Annotated in this window: 14 protein-coding genes and 1 pseudogene; 4 read left to right on the top strand and 11 right to left on the bottom strand. The window is 70.3% G+C overall.

Going from position 1 to position 18,506, the window contains the following annotated elements; all coding sequences use genetic code 11:
- Positions 1–27: 27 nt before the first annotated feature.
- Genes HD593_RS55770 through HD593_RS55760 form a run of 3 tightly spaced genes read left to right on the top strand, consistent with a single transcriptional unit; the run spans position 28 to position 3,520 of the window.
- Entirely contained in the window at positions 28–1,107 is a 1,080-nt protein-coding gene (locus HD593_RS55770) for a CapA family protein (protein WP_185110908.1), read from the top strand.
- A 42-nt stretch (positions 1,108–1,149) separates the two neighbouring features.
- Positions 1,150–2,859, top strand: a complete 1,710-nt coding sequence (locus HD593_RS55765) for an SDR family oxidoreductase (protein ID WP_185110907.1) — start codon at positions 1,150–1,152, stop codon at positions 2,857–2,859.
- Positions 2,860–2,878: 19 nt separating this feature from the next.
- On the top strand, positions 2,879–3,520 hold the full coding sequence (locus HD593_RS55760; protein WP_185112698.1) for a TetR/AcrR family transcriptional regulator: 642 nt from the start codon (positions 2,879–2,881) through the stop codon (positions 3,518–3,520).
- Here HD593_RS55760 and HD593_RS55755 read toward each other — a convergent pair.
- The 3 genes from HD593_RS55755 to HD593_RS55745 form a co-directional block, all read right to left on the bottom strand.
- Positions 3,517–4,566 (bottom strand): hypothetical protein, encoded by a 1,050-nt coding sequence (locus HD593_RS55755; RefSeq protein WP_185110906.1) that lies wholly within the window; start codon positions 4,564–4,566, stop codon positions 3,517–3,519. The two genes, HD593_RS55760 and HD593_RS55755, sit on opposite strands and share 4 nt — an antisense overlap.
- Positions 4,567–4,570: 4 nt before the next feature.
- Complete coding sequence (locus HD593_RS55750) at positions 4,571–5,074, bottom strand: SigE family RNA polymerase sigma factor (protein ID WP_185110905.1); 504 nt, start codon at positions 5,072–5,074, stop codon at positions 4,571–4,573.
- Positions 5,075–5,147: 73 nt separating this feature from the next.
- Positions 5,148–5,462: a hypothetical protein gene (locus tag HD593_RS55745; RefSeq protein WP_185110904.1), complete on the bottom strand. Its 315-nt coding sequence runs from the start codon at positions 5,460–5,462 to the stop codon at positions 5,148–5,150.
- A gap of 171 nt (positions 5,463–5,633) precedes the next feature.
- Here HD593_RS55745 and HD593_RS55740 point away from each other — a divergent pair, with 171 nt between their 5' ends.
- On the top strand, positions 5,634–6,164 hold the full coding sequence (locus tag HD593_RS55740) for a tetratricopeptide repeat protein (RefSeq protein ID WP_253753840.1): 531 nt from the start codon (positions 5,634–5,636) through the stop codon (positions 6,162–6,164).
- Between the two features lie 175 nt (positions 6,165–6,339).
- On the opposite strand, the gene HD593_RS55735 is transcribed toward HD593_RS55740, so the two are convergent.
- The 8 genes and pseudogenes from HD593_RS55735 to HD593_RS55700 form a co-directional block, all read right to left on the bottom strand.
- Positions 6,340–7,047: a hypothetical protein gene (locus HD593_RS55735; protein ID WP_185110903.1), complete on the bottom strand. Its 708-nt coding sequence runs from the start codon at positions 7,045–7,047 to the stop codon at positions 6,340–6,342.
- 186 nt (positions 7,048–7,233) lie between these two features.
- Complete coding sequence (clpB, locus tag HD593_RS55730; RefSeq protein ID WP_185110902.1) at positions 7,234–9,807, bottom strand: ATP-dependent chaperone ClpB; 2,574 nt, start codon at positions 9,805–9,807, stop codon at positions 7,234–7,236.
- A gap of 31 nt (positions 9,808–9,838) precedes the next feature.
- Positions 9,839–10,162: pseudogene (locus HD593_RS55725) on the bottom strand (heat shock protein transcriptional repressor HspR); the annotation flags it as partial.
- Between the two features lie 4 nt (positions 10,163–10,166).
- Positions 10,167–11,348, bottom strand: coding sequence for a molecular chaperone DnaJ (gene dnaJ, locus HD593_RS55720; protein ID WP_185110901.1), 1,182 nt, complete (start codon positions 11,346–11,348; stop codon positions 10,167–10,169).
- A gap of 23 nt (positions 11,349–11,371) precedes the next feature.
- On the bottom strand, positions 11,372–11,959 hold the full coding sequence (gene grpE / locus HD593_RS55715; RefSeq protein ID WP_185110900.1) for a nucleotide exchange factor GrpE: 588 nt from the start codon (positions 11,957–11,959) through the stop codon (positions 11,372–11,374).
- A complete protein-coding gene (gene dnaK / locus HD593_RS55710) occupies positions 11,959–13,833 on the bottom strand; it encodes a molecular chaperone DnaK (RefSeq protein WP_185110899.1) in 1,875 nt (624 codons plus the stop codon). The genes grpE and dnaK overlap by 1 nt, the downstream gene beginning before the upstream one ends.
- Positions 13,834–14,088: 255 nt before the next feature.
- Positions 14,089–17,853 (bottom strand): LamG-like jellyroll fold domain-containing protein, encoded by a 3,765-nt coding sequence (locus HD593_RS55705; protein WP_221525420.1) that lies wholly within the window; start codon positions 17,851–17,853, stop codon positions 14,089–14,091.
- Positions 17,854–17,995: 142 nt separating this feature from the next.
- Positions 17,996–18,460: a hypothetical protein gene (locus HD593_RS55700; protein ID WP_221525419.1), complete on the bottom strand. Its 465-nt coding sequence runs from the start codon at positions 18,458–18,460 to the stop codon at positions 17,996–17,998.
- Positions 18,461–18,506 lie beyond the last annotated feature (46 nt).

The following is an 18,506-nucleotide window of genomic DNA, read 5'->3' as shown; positions in this document are numbered from 1 at the left end:
ACAGGTTTCGAGCGGAAGTGGCGGCAGATGAGATTCCCCCGTGCCCTCCCGGTGATCGCTGTCGTCGGATTACTGGCCGCGTGCTCGGCGGCGCCCGAGCGCGAGCTCCAGAGCAAGGAGGTGGCCGCCTCTCCCGACCAGCCTGAGGAGGAGACGGCGAAGCCGACCCCCGAGCGCAAGCCGTTCACCATCGCCTTCGGCGGGGACGTGCACTTCGAGGGCATCCTGCGGCCACGGCTCAACAACCCGCGCACGGCGCTCGGGCCGATCGCGAGCGTGCTGCGCAAGGCCGATTTAGCGATGGTGAACCTGGAGACGGCCATCACCACCGGTGGGACGCCCGCGCCCGGCAAGCAGTACACGTTCAGGGCGCCGTCGAGCGCGCTGACGGCGCTCAAGGCCGCCGGGGTGGACGTCGCCTCCATGGCCAACAACCACGGCATGGACTACATGGAGACCGGGCTGGCCGACTCGCTCGCGGCGGTCAAGCGCAGCAAGTTCCCCGTGGTGGGGATCGGGGCGAACGCGGCGCAGGCCTACAAACCCTTCCGCAAGACCGTGAACGGCAACCGGGTGGCGATCATCGGCGCCACGCAGGTGCTGGACGCGGAGTTCATCCAGTCGTGGACGGCCACGGCGGACCAGGGCGGGCTGGCCTCGGCGAAGAACGAGCCGGCCCTCCTGCGCGCGGTACGCCAGGCCCGCAAGAACTCCGACACCGTGATCGTCCACCTGCACTGGGGCACCGAGATGCAGAAGTGCCCCAACCCGGCGCAGCTCTCGCTGGCTCCCAAGCTGGTCGAGGCGGGCGCCGACGTGGTGGTCGGCGGGCACGCGCACATCCTGCTCGGCTCCGGGTACCTCGACGACGCCTACGTCAACTACGGCATGGGCAACTTCGTCTTCTACAACTCCAACCCGGCCACCACCGGCAGGACGGGCGTGCTGACGCTGACCATCAACGGTCGGAAGATCTTGAAGGATTCGTGGACTCCGGCCACCATCCAGGGGGGTATCCCGATTCCGATGACCGGGTCGGCCCGCACCAGTGCCGTGGCCGACTGGAAGGCACTGCGCTCCTGCACGGGTCTGGCCGCCCGGCCCTGATCGATCTATTCTACTGGACAATTCGTCCAATAGGAGGTCGCGATGCGGATGGTCGAATCCGGTGACGTGCGGCTGGCGGTGTACGAGGAGGGCGATCCCGGCAGGCCCGCCGTGCTGCTCCTGCACGGCTACCCCGACACGCATCGCGTCTGGGACGAGGTGGCGGCGCTCCTGCGCGACCGCTTCCACGTGGTGCGTTACGACGTGCGCGGCGCCGGGGCGTCCACCGCGCCGGCGGACCGGGGCGACTACGGGTTCGACCGGCTGATCGGCGACCTGGACGCCGTGCTCGACGCCGTCGGGCGGGCCAAGGTCCACCTCGTGGGCCACGACTGGGGCTCGCTCCAGGGCTGGGAGGCCCTGGGGCGGCCGGGCGTCAGGGACCGGCTGGCCTCGTTCACCAGCCTGGGCGGGCCGGGGCTGCGGCAGGTCGCGGACTTCATGCGCCACGGACGGCCGCGCGACGTGGCGGCGCAGCGGGCCAGGTCCTGGTACATCGGGGCGTTCCGGCTCCCGGTGCTGCCCGAGCTGGCCTGGCGGTCCGTGCTGCCCGGGCTGGTGAGGCGCGCCCTGCGCGGCGACGGCATCGCGCCGCGGCCGGGGCATCCGGCGCCGACCCTGGTCCAGGACGGGATCAACGGGCTCGCACTCTACCGGCGCAACCCGCCGGATTCCGGGCTCGATCCGCGCGTGCCCGGTTTGCCCGTGCAGATCATCGAGCCCACGCGCGACGCGTACGTCACCCCGGCGCTGCTGGAGTCGGTGGGGCGGTGGGCGCCCAGGCTGTGGCACCGGAGGGTCGCGGCCGGGCACTGGGCGCACCGGAGCAGGCCCGGGACCGTGGCCGGGATGATCGCCGAGTTCGTGGAGCACGTGGAGGGCGGGCCCGCGAGCGGGGAGCTGCGGCGGGCACGGGCGGGCGGGGCGTTCGGCGGGCGGCTGGTGGTGGTCACCGGCGCGGGGTCCGGGATCGGGCGGGCGACGGCGCGGGCGTTCGCGGCGCACGGGGCTGAAGTGGTCTGCGCGGATATCGATATCGACGCCGCGAAGCGGGTGGCGGACGGTATTGCGAGAGACCTTCGGATTACGGCTCACGGCGTGCAGGTCGATGTGGCGAATGCCGATGATATGGAGGACTTCTCGCGAAATATCATCTCTGAATATGGTGTGCCGGATATTGTGGTGAACAATGCGGGGATCGCCGTCGCGGGCGCGTTCCTCGACCACACCCTCGACGACTGGCGCAGGACCATCGACGTCAACCTGTGGGGCGTCGTCCACGGCTGCCGGCTCTTCGGCGCCGCCATGGCCGAGCGCGGGCAGGGCGGGCACATCGTCAACGTCGCGTCCCTGGCCGCGTTCGCGCCCTCCCAGGTGCTGCCGGCGTACTCGACCTCCAAGGCGGCCGTGAAGATGCTCAGCGACTGCCTCAGGGCCGAGCTGGCGGGTCACGGCATCGGGGTCAGCGCCATCTGCCCCGGATTCGTCTCCACCGGCATCGCGAGCCACGCCACGTACACGAAGGACAGCCTGCGCGAGGACGCCGTGCGGGGGCTGGCGCGGCGCGGATACCCGCCGGAACGCGTGGCCGCGCACATTCTGCGGGCCGTGCACAGAAACCAGGCCCTCGTCCCCGTGAACGCCGAGGGGAAAATCGGCTACGCGTTGTCCCGGATTTCGCCGCGCGCGATGCGCGGGCTGGCCCGGTTGAGCAAATTCGCGGGTAAGGATCGCCCATACGGGAGAAGATGAATCCGTGTCTTCGCCGCAAATGGACGACGAGTGCGTCCACCCCAACGCCCTCAGGCGGCAGCCAGCACAGCGCCGCAGCGCCCGGCGCGTCGAGCGCATGCTCGACGCGTGTGCCGAGCTTCTCGACGAGACCGGCTACGAGGCCCTGTCCACCACCCGCATAGCGGAGCGGGCGGGCGTGGCCATCGGGTCGGTCTACCAGTTCTTTCCCGACAAGCGGGCCATCACCCAGGAGCTCACCCGGCGCAACGTCGAGGAGTTCGTCCGCAGAGTCGATCGCAGGTTCCTGGAGGAGGACTATCGCGGCTGGTGGGAGGCCGTCGACGCGATCATCGACATCTACGTGGACATGCACAGGACGGTCGCCGGGTTCAAGAGCCTGCACTTCGGCGACGTCGTCGACCTCAACCTGCTCGACTCCGACTCCGACAACAACACGGTGATCGCGGGGCGGCTGCGCGGCCTGTTCCTGAAGGAGTTCGGGCTGGCCGACAGCCCCGAGCTCGACCTGGCCGTGCTCGTGGCCGTCGAGGCGGGCGACGCCGTGCTGAAGCTGGCCTTCCGCCGGGATCCCGAGGGCACGCCCGAGATGATCGACGCGGCCAAGCAGCTGATCAGGGGGTTCCTGACCCGCCAGCTCAGATCCTGGTCGCCGCGCTAGCGCGTGGAGTCGTAGACGGCGACGGTCAGGTTGCCGGGGCGGCGCTCGTACCCGGAGATCTTGCTCCACAGGGTGACCTTGACGGTCACCTTGCCGTCAGGACCTGGCCGCGCCGGGGTGAGGACGGAGTAGCCCACGCCGCCACGCTCGGAAGGCGGCTCGGGGCAGTAGGCCTCCACGTCCTGCCGCCGGCCGTTGACGTGGACCTCGCCGGTCAGCCGCCCCGCGAGGCCGCCGTCGCAGTAGATGACCAGCGCCCACTGCCCGCCCGGCGGCGGGACGGTGACGGTCACCTCGCGGGCCGCCGGCCAGACGGCGCTCTTCGAGCCGATCAGCCGGAACTCGGGAGGCGTGCCGCCGAAGGACCGGGGCGGCGGCACGGGGGAGGGCGCGGGCGGCATGGTGGCGGGCGGGGTCCACTCGTAGACGCCGAACCGCCATTTTTTCGCCTGCTCGCCCGGGTCGGACTTCAACGCCTTCGGCATGGTGATGCTGAGCTTCGCCCGGCGCGTGCCGGAGGAGAACGGGCCGAGGTCGATCGGCATGTGCGTGTCGCACACCTTGATCAGGGACGACCTGGGGGTCAGCGCCCACTGGTCCGGGCCGGGCCGGACGATCCGGACCTGCGGCACCAGGCGGGTTCTGGACGGGCAGTCCGCCATGATGGCCAGCGGCTTCCCGCTCACCTTCACCTCGAACGTCACCTCGGACTTCTTCGGCGCGTCCAGCGTCGCCGTGGCGATCCGGCGGTAGGCCGTGCCGTCCGGCTCCTCGAAGCTCGCCGGGAGCAGGTGGGGCGAGGCGGCGGTGATCGGGGTGTCGTCCTGGCGGGGCTGGGCCACCTGGGCGGGCGACCACGGCGCGACGAGCACGCCCGCCAGCGCGACCGACGCGGCGGCGGCCCCGGCGACGGCGACCGCGACCAGACGGCGGCGCCGGGCCGCCCGCGTACGGGTGCGCAGCAGCTCCCACGGCACCGGCCGCTCCAGGGCGGGGCGGCTGCGCTCCTCCAGCAGGTCATGCAGGTCCTGACGGCTGACGGGCACGTCCCTACCCCTCTCTCGCGTACGCGGTCGCGACGGACTCGTCGATCCGCAGCTTGGCCAGCGCCTTGCTGGTCTGGCTCTTGACCGTGCCGACGCTGCAGCCCAGCGTCGCGGCGGTCTGGGCCTCGGTCATGTCCTCGAAGAAGCGCAGCACGATCACGGCCCGCTGGCGGGCGGGCAGCCGGCCCAGGGCCTGCCAGACCAGCTCGCGCTCGTCCGCCTGCCCCATGCGGTCGGCGACCTCGGGATGGTCCGGCGGCGCCCCCGTGGGCAGCTCCACCTGCCGCCAGCGCCGCCGCCACCACGACACGTGCACGTTGACGATGATCCTGCGCACGTACGCCTCGTGCTCGTCCCTGATCCGGCCCCAGGCCAGCCACGCCTTCATCAGCGCCGTCTGCACCAGGTCCTCGGCGACCGACCAGTCCCTGGTGAGCAGGTAGGCCGTGCGGAGCAATCGATGCCACGCCGCCGCGACGAACGCGTCGTACTCCGATCGATCCGCCATATGCGCAAGCCTCTCTCCACCGCCGGTCACCCGTACGACGCCGGTGAGCGGCGGGAAAGTTGCCCGCGACCCGTTACTGCTCGGCCGGCCCGCTGAGAATCCAGCGCTCGCCGTGATCCCCGAGCCGGTCCCCGAGCCGGTCCCCGAGCGCGGTGGCGGGCACCTGGTACAGGCGCGGCGTGGCCGGCGTGCGCGTACAGGGGGCGGGGAGCGAGACGGCGCGCGTGTCCCTGGCCTCGCGCACGCTCAGCCGGGTCTCCAGCGCCCGCAGGTTGCGTTCGGCCGTCTCGATGGCCTCCAGGCGGGCCGACAGGTAGCCGGCGACACCGGGGACGACAGCCGACAGCACGACGGCACAGGCCAGCGTGAAGGTCAGCTGCTTGGACATGCCCATCACAGTCCCTCCGCTCGCGTGGCGGCAAAGTGACTGGTATATGCCCTGTGACCTGCGCGGACACGCCTCTGGCCGGAAGGCTTGGGCGGGACGTTACCGTTTTGCGCATGACCGGCGATGTGGATTGACCGGGCAAAGGCCCGGGTGGCTCGGTAGTCTCGCGGTGTGGCGCATGTGACCCGTGAGCACCTTGATCGTCTGCTTGAGCAGGCGCTGTTGGCCGACGACCACGATTCCCTGGCCAGCCGGCTGTACGACGTCGCGCTCGACTATTCGTCCGGTGACGTGTCCAGGGCTTCGATCCTGGTTCTCGCCGCCGAGGAGTGGCGAGCGGCGGGGCAGCCGGCGCGCGCGATGGAGTGTTTCCAGCGCGCGGTCGAGGACGGTGGCGAGGCGGGTTTCGACCCGCGTGCCGGCATCGCCGACACGCTCTTCGAGCTCGACAGGCCGGACGAGGCGAGGGAGGTCATCGAGACGATACGCGCGGAGGGAAACGTCTCCACGGCGACGGCTCACACGATCGCCGAGACGCTGGTCGCCTACGGCGATCTCCAGGGGGGCCTCGACTGGGCCACCCAGGCCGCCCTGCGGTGTGACGAGAACGATCCGGAGCAGGTGGCGCTGCTGCGCACCCGCTACCGCATCAGGGTCGATCTCGGGCTCCCCGAGGACGAGCTGGACGAGCTCGTCTCCTGAGACGGCCGCGCGTCCGCTGAGCCCGTCCGGTTGGGCAGGGCTCGCTCAGCCATGCCCATGGGGCGCTCTCGCCGGAGGGGCCGCGGTCCCCGCATGTCCGTTCGGCGGGACCGCGACCCCTTCGGCCAGGGGATGCCGGGCGTGGCAGGCACGGTCCACGCCCGGGCAGGGTGGCTCATTTCAGCCCGAGACCGCCCACGGCATCGGTGAGCCCGGCCGCGCCGGACCCGCCGCCCGGCAGGATGGAGATGCCTTCGAGGCTGTCCACCGCCTTCGGCAGCACCTGGCCGATGACCTCCGCGCTGACCTCGCTGACCGGCTGCTGCAGGCCCAGCGGCGAATCGAGCCCGGTGCCGACGACGCGGTTGTGGTAGGGGCCCTGGCCCACGGTCATCTCGTGCGGCAGCCTGCTGTCCAGCGGCGTCCCCGGCACCTCGGGCAGCATCGGGAGCGGCGGCAGCGGCGGCAGGTTCGCCATGGTCGCCAGGTCCGCGACCCCCGCCGGGCCCGGCATCGTGGGGAAGAGCGCGGGAGAGGCCGAGAACAGCGAGGTCAGGCCCCAGGTGGCCCCCACGCCGCCGAGATCCGCCATGTCCACCACCTCCTTGCCCGCCGCCAGGCCGGTGTGGCCGAAGTACCTGGCCATCTCGCCGGCCGCCATGGCCAGCTTGTTGCTCTCGCTGGTGATCATGCGGCTGCCCGCGTTGCCGCTCTGCTCGATGTGCAGCGAGGTCGGGTCGCCACAGGTCGAGACGGCCGAGCTGGGCGACAGCACGGCGGTCTCCGTGCAATTGCCGGCCATGGAGGCGCCGGTGAACAGCCAGCTCACGCCGGCGGTCAGAGCGGCCACCGCGATCATGCTCCGGAACTTCTGGAATGACACCGCACGTCCCCCTGAGTCGATGTCGGTGATCTGACGAACGCTGACCGTAGTCACCCGCGGGACCGGAGGAGCGTGGCTTGTCCGAAGAGTGGGGCGAACCTTACCGAGCGGGGGGGCCGATGACCGTGCCGTGACACGCCGGAGCCCGGGGATCGCCTGGATCCCCGGGCTCCGGTGCGGACCGGGCTAGGCCGCTCGCTGGATGAGCAGCTCGTCGTCGCCCAGCTCCACCATGACCTTGTCGCCGTCGGCGATCTCGCCGGACAGCACCGCCTTGGCCAGCTTGTCGCCGATGGCGGACTGGACCAGGCGGCGCAGCGGGCGGGCGCCGTACAGCGGGTCGTAGCCGGTCAGCGCCAGCCACTCGCGGGCCGCCGGCGTGACCTCCAGCGTCAGCCTGCGGTCGGCCAGGCGCCTGGCCAGGCGCTCGACCTGGAGGTCGACGATCCGCGCCAGCTCCTCCGAGCCGAGCGCGTCGAAGAGGATCACGTCGTCGAGCCGGTTGAGGAACTCCGGCTTGAACGAGCTGCGCACCGCCCCCATGACCGCATCGCGCTTGGCACCGTTCTCCAGCTGGGGGTCGACGAGGAACTGCGAGCCGATGTTGGAGGTCAGGATCAGGATCGTGTTGCGGAAGTCGACCGTGCGGCCCTGGCCGTCGGTCAGCCGCCCGTCGTCGAGCACCTGCAGCAGGATGTCGAACACCTCGGGATGGGCCTTCTCGACCTCGTCGAGCAGCACCACCGTGTACGGGCGCCGCCTGACGGCCTCGGTGAGCTGGCCGCCCTCCTCGTACCCGACGTAACCGGGAGGCGCGCCGACAAGCCTGGCCACGCTGTGCTTCTCGGAGTACTCGCTCATGTCGATGCGGGTCATCGCCCGCTCGTCGTCGAACAGGAACTCCGCCAGCGCCTTGGCCAGCTCCGTCTTGCCCACCCCCGTGGGGCCGAGGAACAGGAACGAGCCCGTCGGCCTGTCGGGGTCGGCGATGCCGGCCCGGCTGCGGCGTACGGCGTCGGAGACGGCCTGTACGGCCTGCTGCTGGCCGATGAGCCGCCTGCCCAGCTCCTCCTCCATGCGCAGCAGCTTGACCGTCTCGGCCTCCAGCAGGCGCCCGGCGGGGATGCCGGTCCACGACGAGATCACCTCGGCGATGTCGTCGGCGCCGACCTCCTCCTTGACCATGGCGTTGTCCGGCGGCGCGGCGTCGGAGGCGGCCTTCAGCGCCTGCTCCAGCCTGGGCACCTCGGCGTACATCAGCCGGGAGGCCGCCTCGAAGTCGCCGTCGCGCTGGGCCCGCTCGGCGGCGCCGCGCGCCTCGTCGAGCTGCTTCTTCAGCTCGCCGACCTTGTTGAGGCCGGCCTTCTCGTGCTCCCAGCGGCCGACGAGGGCGTTCAGCTCCTCCTGCCTGTCGGCCAGCTCCTGGCGGAGCCGGTCGAGGCGCTGCACGCTGGCCTCGTCGGTCTCCTTCGACAGGGCCAGCTCCTCCATCTTCATCCGGTCCACGTTGCGCTGGAGCTGGTCGATCTCCACGGGACGGGAGTCGATCTCCATGCGCAGCCGCGAGGCGGCCTCGTCGACCAGGTCGATGGCCTTGTCGGGCAGGAACCGGTTGGTGATGTAGCGGTCGGACAGCGCGGCGGCGGCCACCAGCGCGCCGTCGGCGATCTGCACCTGGTGGTGGGCCTCGTAGCGGCCCTTGAGCCCGCGCAGGATCGCGATCGTGTCCTCGACCGTGGGCTCGCCCACGTAGACCTGCTGGAAGCGGCGCTCCAGCGCCGGGTCCTTCTCGATGCGCTCGCGGTACTCGTCGAGCGTGGTCGCGCCGATCATGCGCAGCTCGCCGCGGGCCAGCATGGGCTTGAGCATGTTGCCGGCGTCCATCGCGCCCTCGGCGGCCCCCGCGCCGACGACGGTGTGCAGCTCGTCGATGAACGTCACGATCTGCCCGTTGCTCTCCTTGATCTCGGAGAGCACGGCCTTGAGCCGCTCCTCGAACTCGCCGCGGTACTTCGCGCCGGCCACCATCGCGCCCAGGTCGAGCGAGATGAGCCGCTTGTTGCGCAGCGACTCCGGCACGTCGCCGGCCACGATGCGCTGGGCCAGGCCCTCGACGACCGCCGTCTTGCCGACGCCGGGCTCGCCGATGAGCACCGGGTTGTTCTTGGTGCGGCGGCTGAGCACCTGGACCACGCGGCGGATCTCCGCGTCGCGGCCGATCACCGGGTCGAGCTTGCCGCCGCGGGCCCGCTCGGTCAGGTCGACGCCGTACTTCTCCAGCGCCTGGTAGGTGTCCTCGGGCGTCTCGCTGGTGACGCGGGCGTTGCCGCGTACCTTCTCGAACGCGTCGAGCAGCGCCTGCGGCGTGGCGCCCTGCGCCTTGAGCAGCTCGGCCGACTGGCCCCCGTCGGCGGCCAGGCCGACCAGGAGGTGCTCGGTCGAGACGTAGAGGTCCTCCAGGCGGTTGGCGTGCTGGGCGGCGGTGTTCAGCACCGTCAGCAGCTGGCGCGAGCTCGACGGCGCCCCCACCGTCGAGCCCTGCGCCTTCGGCAGCGCCGCGAGCTGCTCCTCCGTACGGGCCCGCAGCGTGCGCCAGTCGGCGCCGACGGCCTCGAGCAGCGGCACGGCGGTGCCGCCCGTCTGGGAGAGCAGCGTGGTCAGCAGGTGAGCCGGGGAGATCTCCGGGTTGCCCTCAGCGGCGGCACGCCGCATGGCACCCGAGAGCGCTTCCTGGCTCTTCTGGGTGAGCTTGTAGTCCATCCTTCTAGGCCCCCGGTGGCAGCTCGTAGCGGATCAGGGCTCTGACCATGCGCATCTCTGCGCGCAGGCGGTGAACCTCTTCGCGCAGCCGCAGGGCTTCGTTCTCGAGCTCGAGAATCCGCTTGATCCCCGCGAGGTTGATGCCCTCTTCCTGGGAGAGCCGCTGCACCTCGCGGAGCTGGATGATGTCTCTCGTGGAGTAGAGGCGGCCGCGCCCCGCCGTGCGGCCAGGACTGACCAGGCCGAGCCGGTCGTACTGCCGCAGCGTCTGCGGGTGGAGCCCGGACAGCTGCGCGGCCACCGAGATCACATAGACAGGGGTGTCGTCTGACAGGTCGAAATAGTTGGCGTCCATCGGCTTACTCGCTTCTGGCTCGCTGAATGAGCTCGGCGCGCGGGTCGTCGCTCGCGTGCGCGGTGTTGAACTCGTTGAGCAGCTCGCGCGACTTGTCGTCGAGCGTCTTGGGCACGACCACCTCGACGCTGGCGAGCAGGTCGCCCTTGGTGCCGTCCTTCCTGGTGACGCCCCTGCCGCGGACGCGGAACGTGCGCCCGTTCGGAGTGCCCGCGGGAATGCGCAGCGTGACCGGCATGCCCTTGAGGATCGGCACCTTGATCTCGGCACCCAGAGCGGCCTCCGTGAACGTCACGGGAACCGTGATCGTGAGGTTGTCACCCGCCCGGCCGAACACGGCGTGCGGCTTGACGTTCGTCTGGATGTAGAGATCGCCCGCCGGGCCGCCGTTCTCGCCCGGCGCCCCCTTGCCCTTGAGCTTGACCCGCTGGCCGTCGGCCACCCCCGCGGGAATGCGCGCCTGGATGGTGCGGGTGCTCTTGGCGCGGCCGCTGCCCTCGCACACGGGGCAGGGGTCGTCCACGATCAGCCCGCGGCCCTTGCAGTCGCGGCAGGGCTCGGAGAAGGCGAAGTTGCCGAGGTTGCGGCTGGCCGCGCCGGTGCCCTCGCAGGTGGGGCAGACCCTGGGGGTCGTGCCCGCCTTGGCGCCGGTGCCGCTGCACGCGGTGCAGGCGGCGGAGCTGGTCAGCCTGAGTGACACGGTGGTGCCCTCGACGGCTTCGGTGAACGTCAGCGTCACCTCGGACTCGACGTCCTGGCCACGCCGGGGGCGGGTCGTGCCGGTGGTGCGGCCGGCGCCGCCACCGCGGTTGAACAGCCCGCCGAACAGGTCGCCGAGCCGCTCACCCGCGCTCCCGCCCTGACCGGTCTGCTGGCCGGTGCCCCCGAACAGGTCACCGAAGTCGAACGGGAAACCGCCACCGCCAGGACGCTGGCCGCCCACCCCGGACCCGAACAGCGTGCGCGCCTCGTCGTACTCCTTGCGGCGCTTGCTGTCGGACAGGACGTCGTACGCCTCGGAGACCTCCTTGAACTTGGTCTCCTTGGTGGCGTCGCCCTGGTTGGTGTCGGGGTGGTACTGCCTGGCCAGCTTCCGGTAGGCCTTCTTGATCTCGTCGGCGGTGGCGGTCTTGGGCACACCAAGGACGGCGTAGTAGTCCTTTTCCAGGTAGTCCTTGGTGCTCATCTACGGCCCTTCGTCCTAATGCCTTAGTTTTCGTCGTCATCGGACGCGGCAGGGGCGTCCTCGGGCTCGGCGACGGCCACCCGCGCCGGGCGCAGCACCCTGTCACCCATCCGGTATCCAGGCTGCAACACTTCGACGGCCGTTGGCTCGCTCACGTCCGGCGAATAGCTGTGCATCAGCGCCTCGTGGACGGTCGGGTCGAACGGCTCGCCCTTCTGCCCGAAGGCGCTGAGGCCGAGCTTGGTGAGCGCCGACTCCAGCGACTCCGCCACCTTCGCGAAGCCGCCGGTCAGCTCACCGTGGTCGCGGGCCCTGCCGATGTCGTCGAGCACGGGCAGCAGCTCGGTCAGCGCTCCGGCGACCGCCTGCTCGCGCACCGCGGCCCGGTCGCGCTCGACGCGCCTGCGGTAGTTGACGTACTCGGCCTGGAGGCGCTGGAGGTCCGCGGTCCGCTCGGCGAGCTGGGCCTCCAGCTCGCCGTTGCCGTAGCCGGCAGGCGCCTCGGGCGCCTCCTCGGCGGGGGCGGACTCCCTGACCTGACCCGTCTCCGGGTCGATCTTGCGGTTGTCGCGGATCACCGGCTCCTCGTGCCCGTTGTCACGCGGCGGCATCACTGGTCCTTCTTCGGCTGGTCGTCGTCGACGATCTCGGCCTCGACCACGTCGTCATCGGCCTTCTGGCCCTGACCGGCCGTGGCGTCCTGCGGGGCGCCCTCGCCGCCGGCCTGCTGCTGGCCCTGGCTGGAGGCGTAGATCGCCGAGCCCATCTTCTGGCTGACCGTGGCGAGCTTCTCCGCCGAGGTGCGGATGACGTCGGTGTCGGTGCCCTCCAGAGCCTTCTTCAGCTCGGCCAGGGCGTCGTTGACCTCGGTCTTGATGTCGCCGGGGACCTTGTCGTCGTTCTCGCGGAGGAACTTCTCCGTCTGGTAGGCCAGGCCGTCCGCGTTGTTGCGGACCTCGGCCTCCTCGCGGCGCTTCTTGTCCTCCTCGGCGTACGACTCCGCCTCGCGCATCATGCGCTCGATGTCGTCCTTCGGCAGCGCGGAGCCGCCGGTGATCGTCATCGTCTGCTCCTTGCCCGTGCCCAGGTCCTTGGCGGAGACGTTGACGATGCCGTTGGCGTCGATGTCGAAGGTGACCTCGATCTGCGGGATGCCGCGCGGAGCCGGCGCGATGCCGGTCAGCTCGAAGGTCGCCAGCTTCTTGTTGTACGAGGCGATCTCGCGCTCGCCCTGGTAGACCTGGATCTGCACCGACGGCTGGTTGTCCTCGGCCGTGGTGAAGACCTCGGAGCGCTTGGTCGGGATCGTCGTGTTGCGCTCGATGATCTTGGTGAAGATGCCGCCCTTGGTCTCGATGCCCAGCGACAGCGGGGTCACGTCGAGCAGCAGGACGTCCTTGACCTCACCCTTGAGCACGCCGGCCTGGAGCGCGGCGCCGATGGCCACGACCTCGTCGGGGTTGACGCCCTTGTTGGGCTCCTTGCCGCCGGTCAGCTCCTTGACGAGCTCGGAGACGGCGGGCATGCGGGTCGAGCCGCCGACGAGCACCACGTGCGCGATGTCGGAGACCTTGATGCCGGCGTCCTTGATGACCTGGTGGAACGGGCCCTTGGTCCGCTCGAGCAGGTCGGCCGTCAGGCGCTGGAACTCCGAGCGCGTCAGCTTCTCGTCGAGGTGCAGCGGGCCCTCGGACGACGCCGTGATGTAGGGGAGGTTGATGTTGGTCTCGGACTGGCTGGACAGCTCGATCTTGGCCTTCTCGGCCGCCTCGCGCAGGCGCTGGAGCGCCATCTTGTCCTTGGCCAGGTCGACGCCGTGCGCGTTCTGGAAGCGCTTGACGAGCTCGTCCACGACGCGCTGGTCCCAGTCGTCGCCGCCGAGGTGGTTGTCACCGGAGGTGGCCTTGACCTCGACGAAGCCGTGGCCGTCCTCCTGGCCGACGTCGAGCAGCGACACGTCGAAGGTGCCACCGCCGAGGTCGAAGACCAGGATCGTCTGGTCCTGCTCCTTGTCGAGCCCGTAGGCGAGGGCCGCCGCGGTCGGCTCGTTGATGATGCGGAGCACGTTCAGGCCCGCGACGGTGCCGGCCTCCTTGGTGGCCTGGCGCTGGGCGTCGTTGAAGTAGGCCGGGACGGTGACCACCGCGTCGGTGATCTTCTCGCCCAGGTAGGCCTCGGCGTCCTGCTTGAGCTTCTGCAGGACGAAGGCGCTGATCTGCTGGGGCGAGAACTTCTTCCCGTCGATCTCCTGCGACCAGTTGGTGCCCATCTCGCGCTTGACCGAGCGGATCGTGCGGTCCACGTTGGTGACGGCCTGCCGCTTGGCGACCTCGCCGACGAGGACCTCGCCGTTCTTCGCGAAGGCGACCACGGACGGCGTGGTCCGCGAGCCCTGCGCGTTGGCGATGACGGTGGGCTCACCGCCCTCGAGGATCGAGACGACGGAGTTGGTCGTCCCAAGGTCGATACCTACCGCACGTGCCATGAGTACGTCCTTGTAGTCAAAGTTGAGTCTGGTGGACTCAAGCTACGGATGCGTGTCGTCTTTGTCAAACGACTTGAGCCTACCCGACTCAACCTCGATGAGCGTGAAAGCATTCCCGCCGGCAGGGGAGGAACCGGCGCGTTTTTGCACACAACACGCGTAACGGATCCGGAAGGTACGGGGTTCCTCCTCCGGACAGGCGCGGACCCCCGGAACGGTGGGCGCGTCGCCGGGGGTCCGCTATCGGGAATGGCTTCAGAGTGGGGTGCTCATGTCGGTCTGGATCTGGACGGCGTTGAGTGCGCGGTTGTAGATGCGGACTTCGTCGATGAGGCCGTTGAAGTACTCGCCCCAGAGGCTGTTGCCGCCGATGCGGAGCACGCCGTTGTCGGTGCGGATGGGTCCTCCTGCGGTGCGTTCGCTCGTGAGGACGCCGTTGACGTAGAGGCGGAGGGTGGTGCCGTCGTAGGTGGCCGCCAGGTGGGACCACGTGTTGAGGGGGAGGGAGGCGGTGCCGCCGGTGCCGACTTCGCCGGTGGTGTGGATGACCGTGTGGGGGCGGTTGCTGTCGCTTCCGGCGGACAGGACGTAGGCGAGGTCGCCGGTGTACTGCTTCATGATGACGGTGCGCCAGCTGTTGACGGTGGTGGGGTTGACCCAGGCTTCGAGGGTCATGCCGGTGGTGAGGCGGAGGTTGGGGGCGTCGTTGACGGTGACCCAGCTGGAGGTGCCGTTGAAGGACAGGGCGGGGCCGTACTTGCCGGTGGCCGACCAGGTGGTGTTGGCGAGGGTGCCGGTGTTGGTCCCTGCGGAGTCGGCGATGGTGGAGCCCGCGTTCTCGTTCATTCCGTACGCCGCCACCAGGCCCGGGTTGGCCGGAGGCGTGGTGACGGTGGCGGAGACCTCGGGCGAGGCCGGGCTCAGGTTGCTGGCCGCGTCGAACGCGCGGATCCGGTAGTAGTACGTCCCGGCGGCCAGCCCGGCGTCGGTGAACGAGGTGGCCTGTGCGGAGCCCACCTGGTTCACGCCCGACGGCGTGAACCCGGGGGTCGTGGACCGGTGCACCGTGTACCCCTCGACGCCCACGTTGTCCGTGGCCGCGGTCCAGGTGAGCTGGGCGCTGCCGGGGCCGCCGGTGGCGGCGGGCGAGCCGGGGGCGGTGGGCGCCTGCGTGTCGGGTTCGGGTTCCGCGCCGATCGGGGTGTTCATGTCGGTCTGGATCTGGACGGCGTTGAGTGCGCGGTTGTAGATGCGGACTTCGTCGATGAGGCCGTTGAAGTACTCGCCCCAGAGGCTGTTGCCGCCGATGCGGAGCACGCCGTTGTCGGTGCGGATGGGTCCTCCGGCGGTGCGTTCGCTCGTGAGGACGCCGTTGACGTAGAGGCGGAGGGTGGTGCCGTCGTAGGTGGCCGCCAGGTGGGACCACGTGTTGAGGGGGAGGGAGGCGGTGCCGCCTGTGCCGACTTCGCCGGTGGTGTGGATGACCGTGTGGGGGCGGTTGCTGTCGCTTCCGGCGGACAGGACGTAGGCGAGGTCGCCGGTGTACTGCTTCATGATGACGGTGCGCCAGCTGTTGACGGTGGTGGGGTTGACCCAGGCTTCGAGGGTCATGCCGGTGGTGAGGCGGAGGTTGGGGGCGTCGTTGACGGTGACCCAGCTGGAGGTGCCGTTGAAGGACAGGGCGGGGCCGTACTTGCCGGTGGCCGACCAGGTGGTGCTGGTGAGGGTGCCGGTGTTGGTCCCTGCGGAGTCGGCGATGGTGGAGCCCGCGTTCTCGTTCATGCTGTAGGCCGCCACCAGGCCCGGCGGGGTCTGCACGGCCTCGTACGCCGCCGTGTACGTCGTCGCCGTGGCCGGCGCGACCAGGTTGTGCGTCGCCGCGCCGCCGTCCGACCAGGACTCGAAGGCGTGCTCACCCTGCGGGGACGGGGCCGTGACCGAGTTGCTGGAGCCCACGATCACCGTCCTGGTGAACGGCGCCACCGTCTGCTCCTGGTTGAAGCCGAGCTGGAGGCCGGGCGGGTCGGTCTGGAAGGTGAGGTTCACGGTCTTCGGCTGCAGCAGCACGCTCTTGGTGTCGGTCAGGCCGTGCTGGTCCGTCACGGTCAGGCGCAGCTCCAGGTGCGACGGGTACTCGTGGTCAGGGGCCTGGAAGGAGCCGGAAGCGCCGGTGTACCTGGTGATCTCGTGCTCGTGGCAGGCGCCGGGGCAGTGGTGCATGATCAGGGTCCAGGTCATGCGGGAGCCGGGGATCGAGCCTTCCTCCGGGTCCGTGCCGGTGCCCGAGAAGCCGATCGTGTCGCCGACCGCCCACGTGGCCGCGGACGACGGCGTGGTGATCGCCGCAGTGGGCGCGGTGTTGCCCACGTTGACGGTGACCGTGGCGTCCCCCTGGCCGCCCTTGTCGTCCTTCACGCGCAGCGCGACCACGTACGAGCCGGTCTGCGTGTACGTGCGTGACGGCGTGGCCGAGGTGGAGTCGTCGAGCTCGCCGTCGCCGTCGAGGTCCCAGGCGTAGGTGACGGGGTCGCCGTCGGCGTCCGTCGAGCCGGCGGCGGAGAAGTTCACCGTCAGCGGGGCGGCGCCCGAGGTGGGCGAGGCGCTGATGACGGCCGTGGGCGGCGCGTTGTTGTAGAGGTAGCGGACGATCGAGCCGTTGTCGTAGTCGACAGCGAACAGGTCGCCGTTCGGGCCGGTCTCCAGCTCGACCGTGCCGATGCCGGCGTCGAACGTGGTCACCGTCGCCGGATCGGGCAGGCCGTTCGCGCCCTTGGTCATCGCCCAGACGCACTTGCGGCTGTAGTCGGAGAAGAACAGGGCGCCGTCGTACGACTCCGGGTACGTGCCGCCCTCGTAGAAGGCGACGCCGCTGGAGGAGGACTGGCCGCCGGGCGAGCAGGTGTCGCCGGGGTAGAGGCGCTGGCCGTGGTTCCAGGCGTAGAACGGCTGGGCGTGCGCGGTGGCGCCGGCCGAGTAGAGGTTCTCGCAGAGGGTGAGGTTGAGCGCGTCGTAGCCGTCCTCCCTGGAGCCGCCCTCGTAGCAGGGCCAGCCGAAGTTGGCCACGCCGGCCGTCGGGTTGACGACGCGGTTGATCTCCTCGTACGTGCCCCAGCCGACCTCGCCGGACCAGATCTCGTCCGTGCCGGGGCGGTGGGTGATGCGGAACGGGTTGCGCAGGCCGTGGGCGACGATCCTGGCGACGTTGGGGTCGGAGCTGCCCGCGTTCGGGTTGCCGGAGGCGGCAGCCCCCGTGTCCGGATTTATCCGGATGATGGAGCCGGACAGGCCGGCCGGGTCCCCGTTCGTCCGGACGTCCTGGGACCGCAGGGCACCGCCCTCGGCGGCGGGCGGGCTCAGCGCGGTGCCCACCGCGTTCGGCGGGTCGCCGCACGGGTTGTCCGGCACCACGTCGGAGCCGGTCAGGTTGTCCTGGCCGTAGTCGGCGAACTGGAAGCTGGCGCCGTCACCGGCCGAGGCGTAGAGCGCGCCGTCGCGGCCGAACTGCAGGTCGCCGACCGAGTGGCTCGGATACTGCTGGCACCAGTCGGTGATCAGCGGCGTCTCCGCGCCCGAGGGGGAGATGACGGACAGGCGGCCGGTGATGCGGCAGCCGTCCGCGGTCGGCCCGGGAGGCGAGGGGCACTCGTCGTAGTCGTCGTTCACCTGGCCCCAGCGGGGGGCGCTGCCGCCGGGCTCGGCGTCGTAGGAGTAGAGCACGTAGACGCGCGGGTCGTCGGGGAAGTCGGGGTGCAGGGCCAGGCCCAGCAGGCCGCGGTCCCAGAAGTCGTGCACCCGGGTGCGCAGGTCGGCGTACACGGTGGGCGTGGTGTCCGTGAGCGAGTCGAAGACCTTGATGTAGCCGCCCTTCTCGGCCACGAACACGCGGCCGTCGGCGGCGAACTCCACGTTGGTCGGGCTCGTCAGCCCGCTGAAGACGGTCTGCTTCTGGAAGCGCTGGGGCAGGGCGACCGCCTGGGGCGCCAGCGCGACGAGGCTGGTGACGATCAGGGCAGCGGACATCAAGCAACGTAAAAGCCGTCTCACGGATCCCCCCATTGGAGCGTGACATCACCCCCGGCGCCCCCACGCCATGGTGTTCTGATCGATGTATCGCAAGTAATCGATCATTTGTCACTGGGGTTGTCCGTAAGTGGACATTTCGCTACTTCGCGCCGTCCACGATCTTGCGCTTGCCCAGGGAGCTCTTAAGCTTGACGGTCGTCGTCTTCTCGACCGCGATCATGATGCACGACATGTTCTTCGCCTTGGGGGACGTGCCCTCGTACAGGGTGATCGTGACCTTCTTGCCGGTCTCCTTGACCTTGACCCGGTCGAGCACCGTGCACGGCTCCACCCCCGACCACCAGGTGAGCTGCACCTTCTTGCCCTTCGAGACCGCCTTGGCCTTGGTCCAGCGGATCTTGTGGACGTTGATGGCGTTGCCCGTCGGCTTGACCGGCTGGGGGTCCTTCGTCGCCGGGCCGGTGGTCACCGGGCTCGACACGACCGGGTTCGACACGGCAGGAGGCTTCTGCGCGGCCGAGGTGGAGGCCCGCTCGGCCGGCGGGGCCGCCGAGCCGCAGCCCGTGGCGAGCGCCAGACATCCGGCCAGGAGAGTCGCTGTCATTGTCCGCATACCCTTACGACGGACCACAGCGCCCGGCGGTTCAGGT

Origin of the sequence: Nonomuraea rubra, assembly GCF_014207985.1 — a bacterium.
GTDB lineage: Bacteria > Actinomycetota > Actinomycetes > Streptosporangiales > Streptosporangiaceae > Nonomuraea > Nonomuraea rubra.
The sequence above is the reverse complement of the archived record's forward strand: the minus strand, read 5'-3'. Positions and strand labels throughout refer to the sequence as shown.

Bases quoted from the DNA above. Each gene is read 5' to 3' on its own strand.
- HD593_RS55745 (WP_185110904.1), bottom strand. From the start codon at position 5,462: ATGTCCAAGCAGCTGACCTTCACGCTGGCCTGTGCCGTCGTGCTGTCG.
- clpB (WP_185110902.1), bottom strand. From the start codon at position 9,807: ATGGACTACAAGCTCACCCAGAAGAGCCAGGAAGCGCTCTCGGGTGCC.
- dnaK (WP_185110899.1), bottom strand. From the start codon at position 13,833: ATGGCACGTGCGGTAGGTATCGACCTTGGGACGACCAACTCCGTCGTC.
- HD593_RS55765 (WP_185110907.1), top strand. From the start codon at position 1,150: ATGCGGATGGTCGAATCCGGTGACGTGCGGCTGGCGGTGTACGAGGAG.
- HD593_RS55760 (WP_185112698.1), top strand. From the start codon at position 2,879: ATGGACGACGAGTGCGTCCACCCCAACGCCCTCAGGCGGCAGCCAGCA.
- HD593_RS55770 (WP_185110908.1), top strand. From the start codon at position 28: ATGAGATTCCCCCGTGCCCTCCCGGTGATCGCTGTCGTCGGATTACTG.
- grpE (WP_185110900.1), bottom strand. From the start codon at position 11,959: ATGCCGCCGCGTGACAACGGGCACGAGGAGCCGGTGATCCGCGACAAC.
- HD593_RS55700 (WP_221525419.1), bottom strand. From the start codon at position 18,460: ATGACAGCGACTCTCCTGGCCGGATGTCTGGCGCTCGCCACGGGCTGC.
- HD593_RS55750 (WP_185110905.1), bottom strand. From the start codon at position 5,074: ATGGCGGATCGATCGGAGTACGACGCGTTCGTCGCGGCGGCGTGGCAT.
- dnaJ (WP_185110901.1), bottom strand. From the start codon at position 11,348: ATGAGCACCAAGGACTACCTGGAAAAGGACTACTACGCCGTCCTTGGT.
- HD593_RS55705 (WP_221525420.1), bottom strand. From the start codon at position 17,853: ATGTCCGCTGCCCTGATCGTCACCAGCCTCGTCGCGCTGGCGCCCCAG.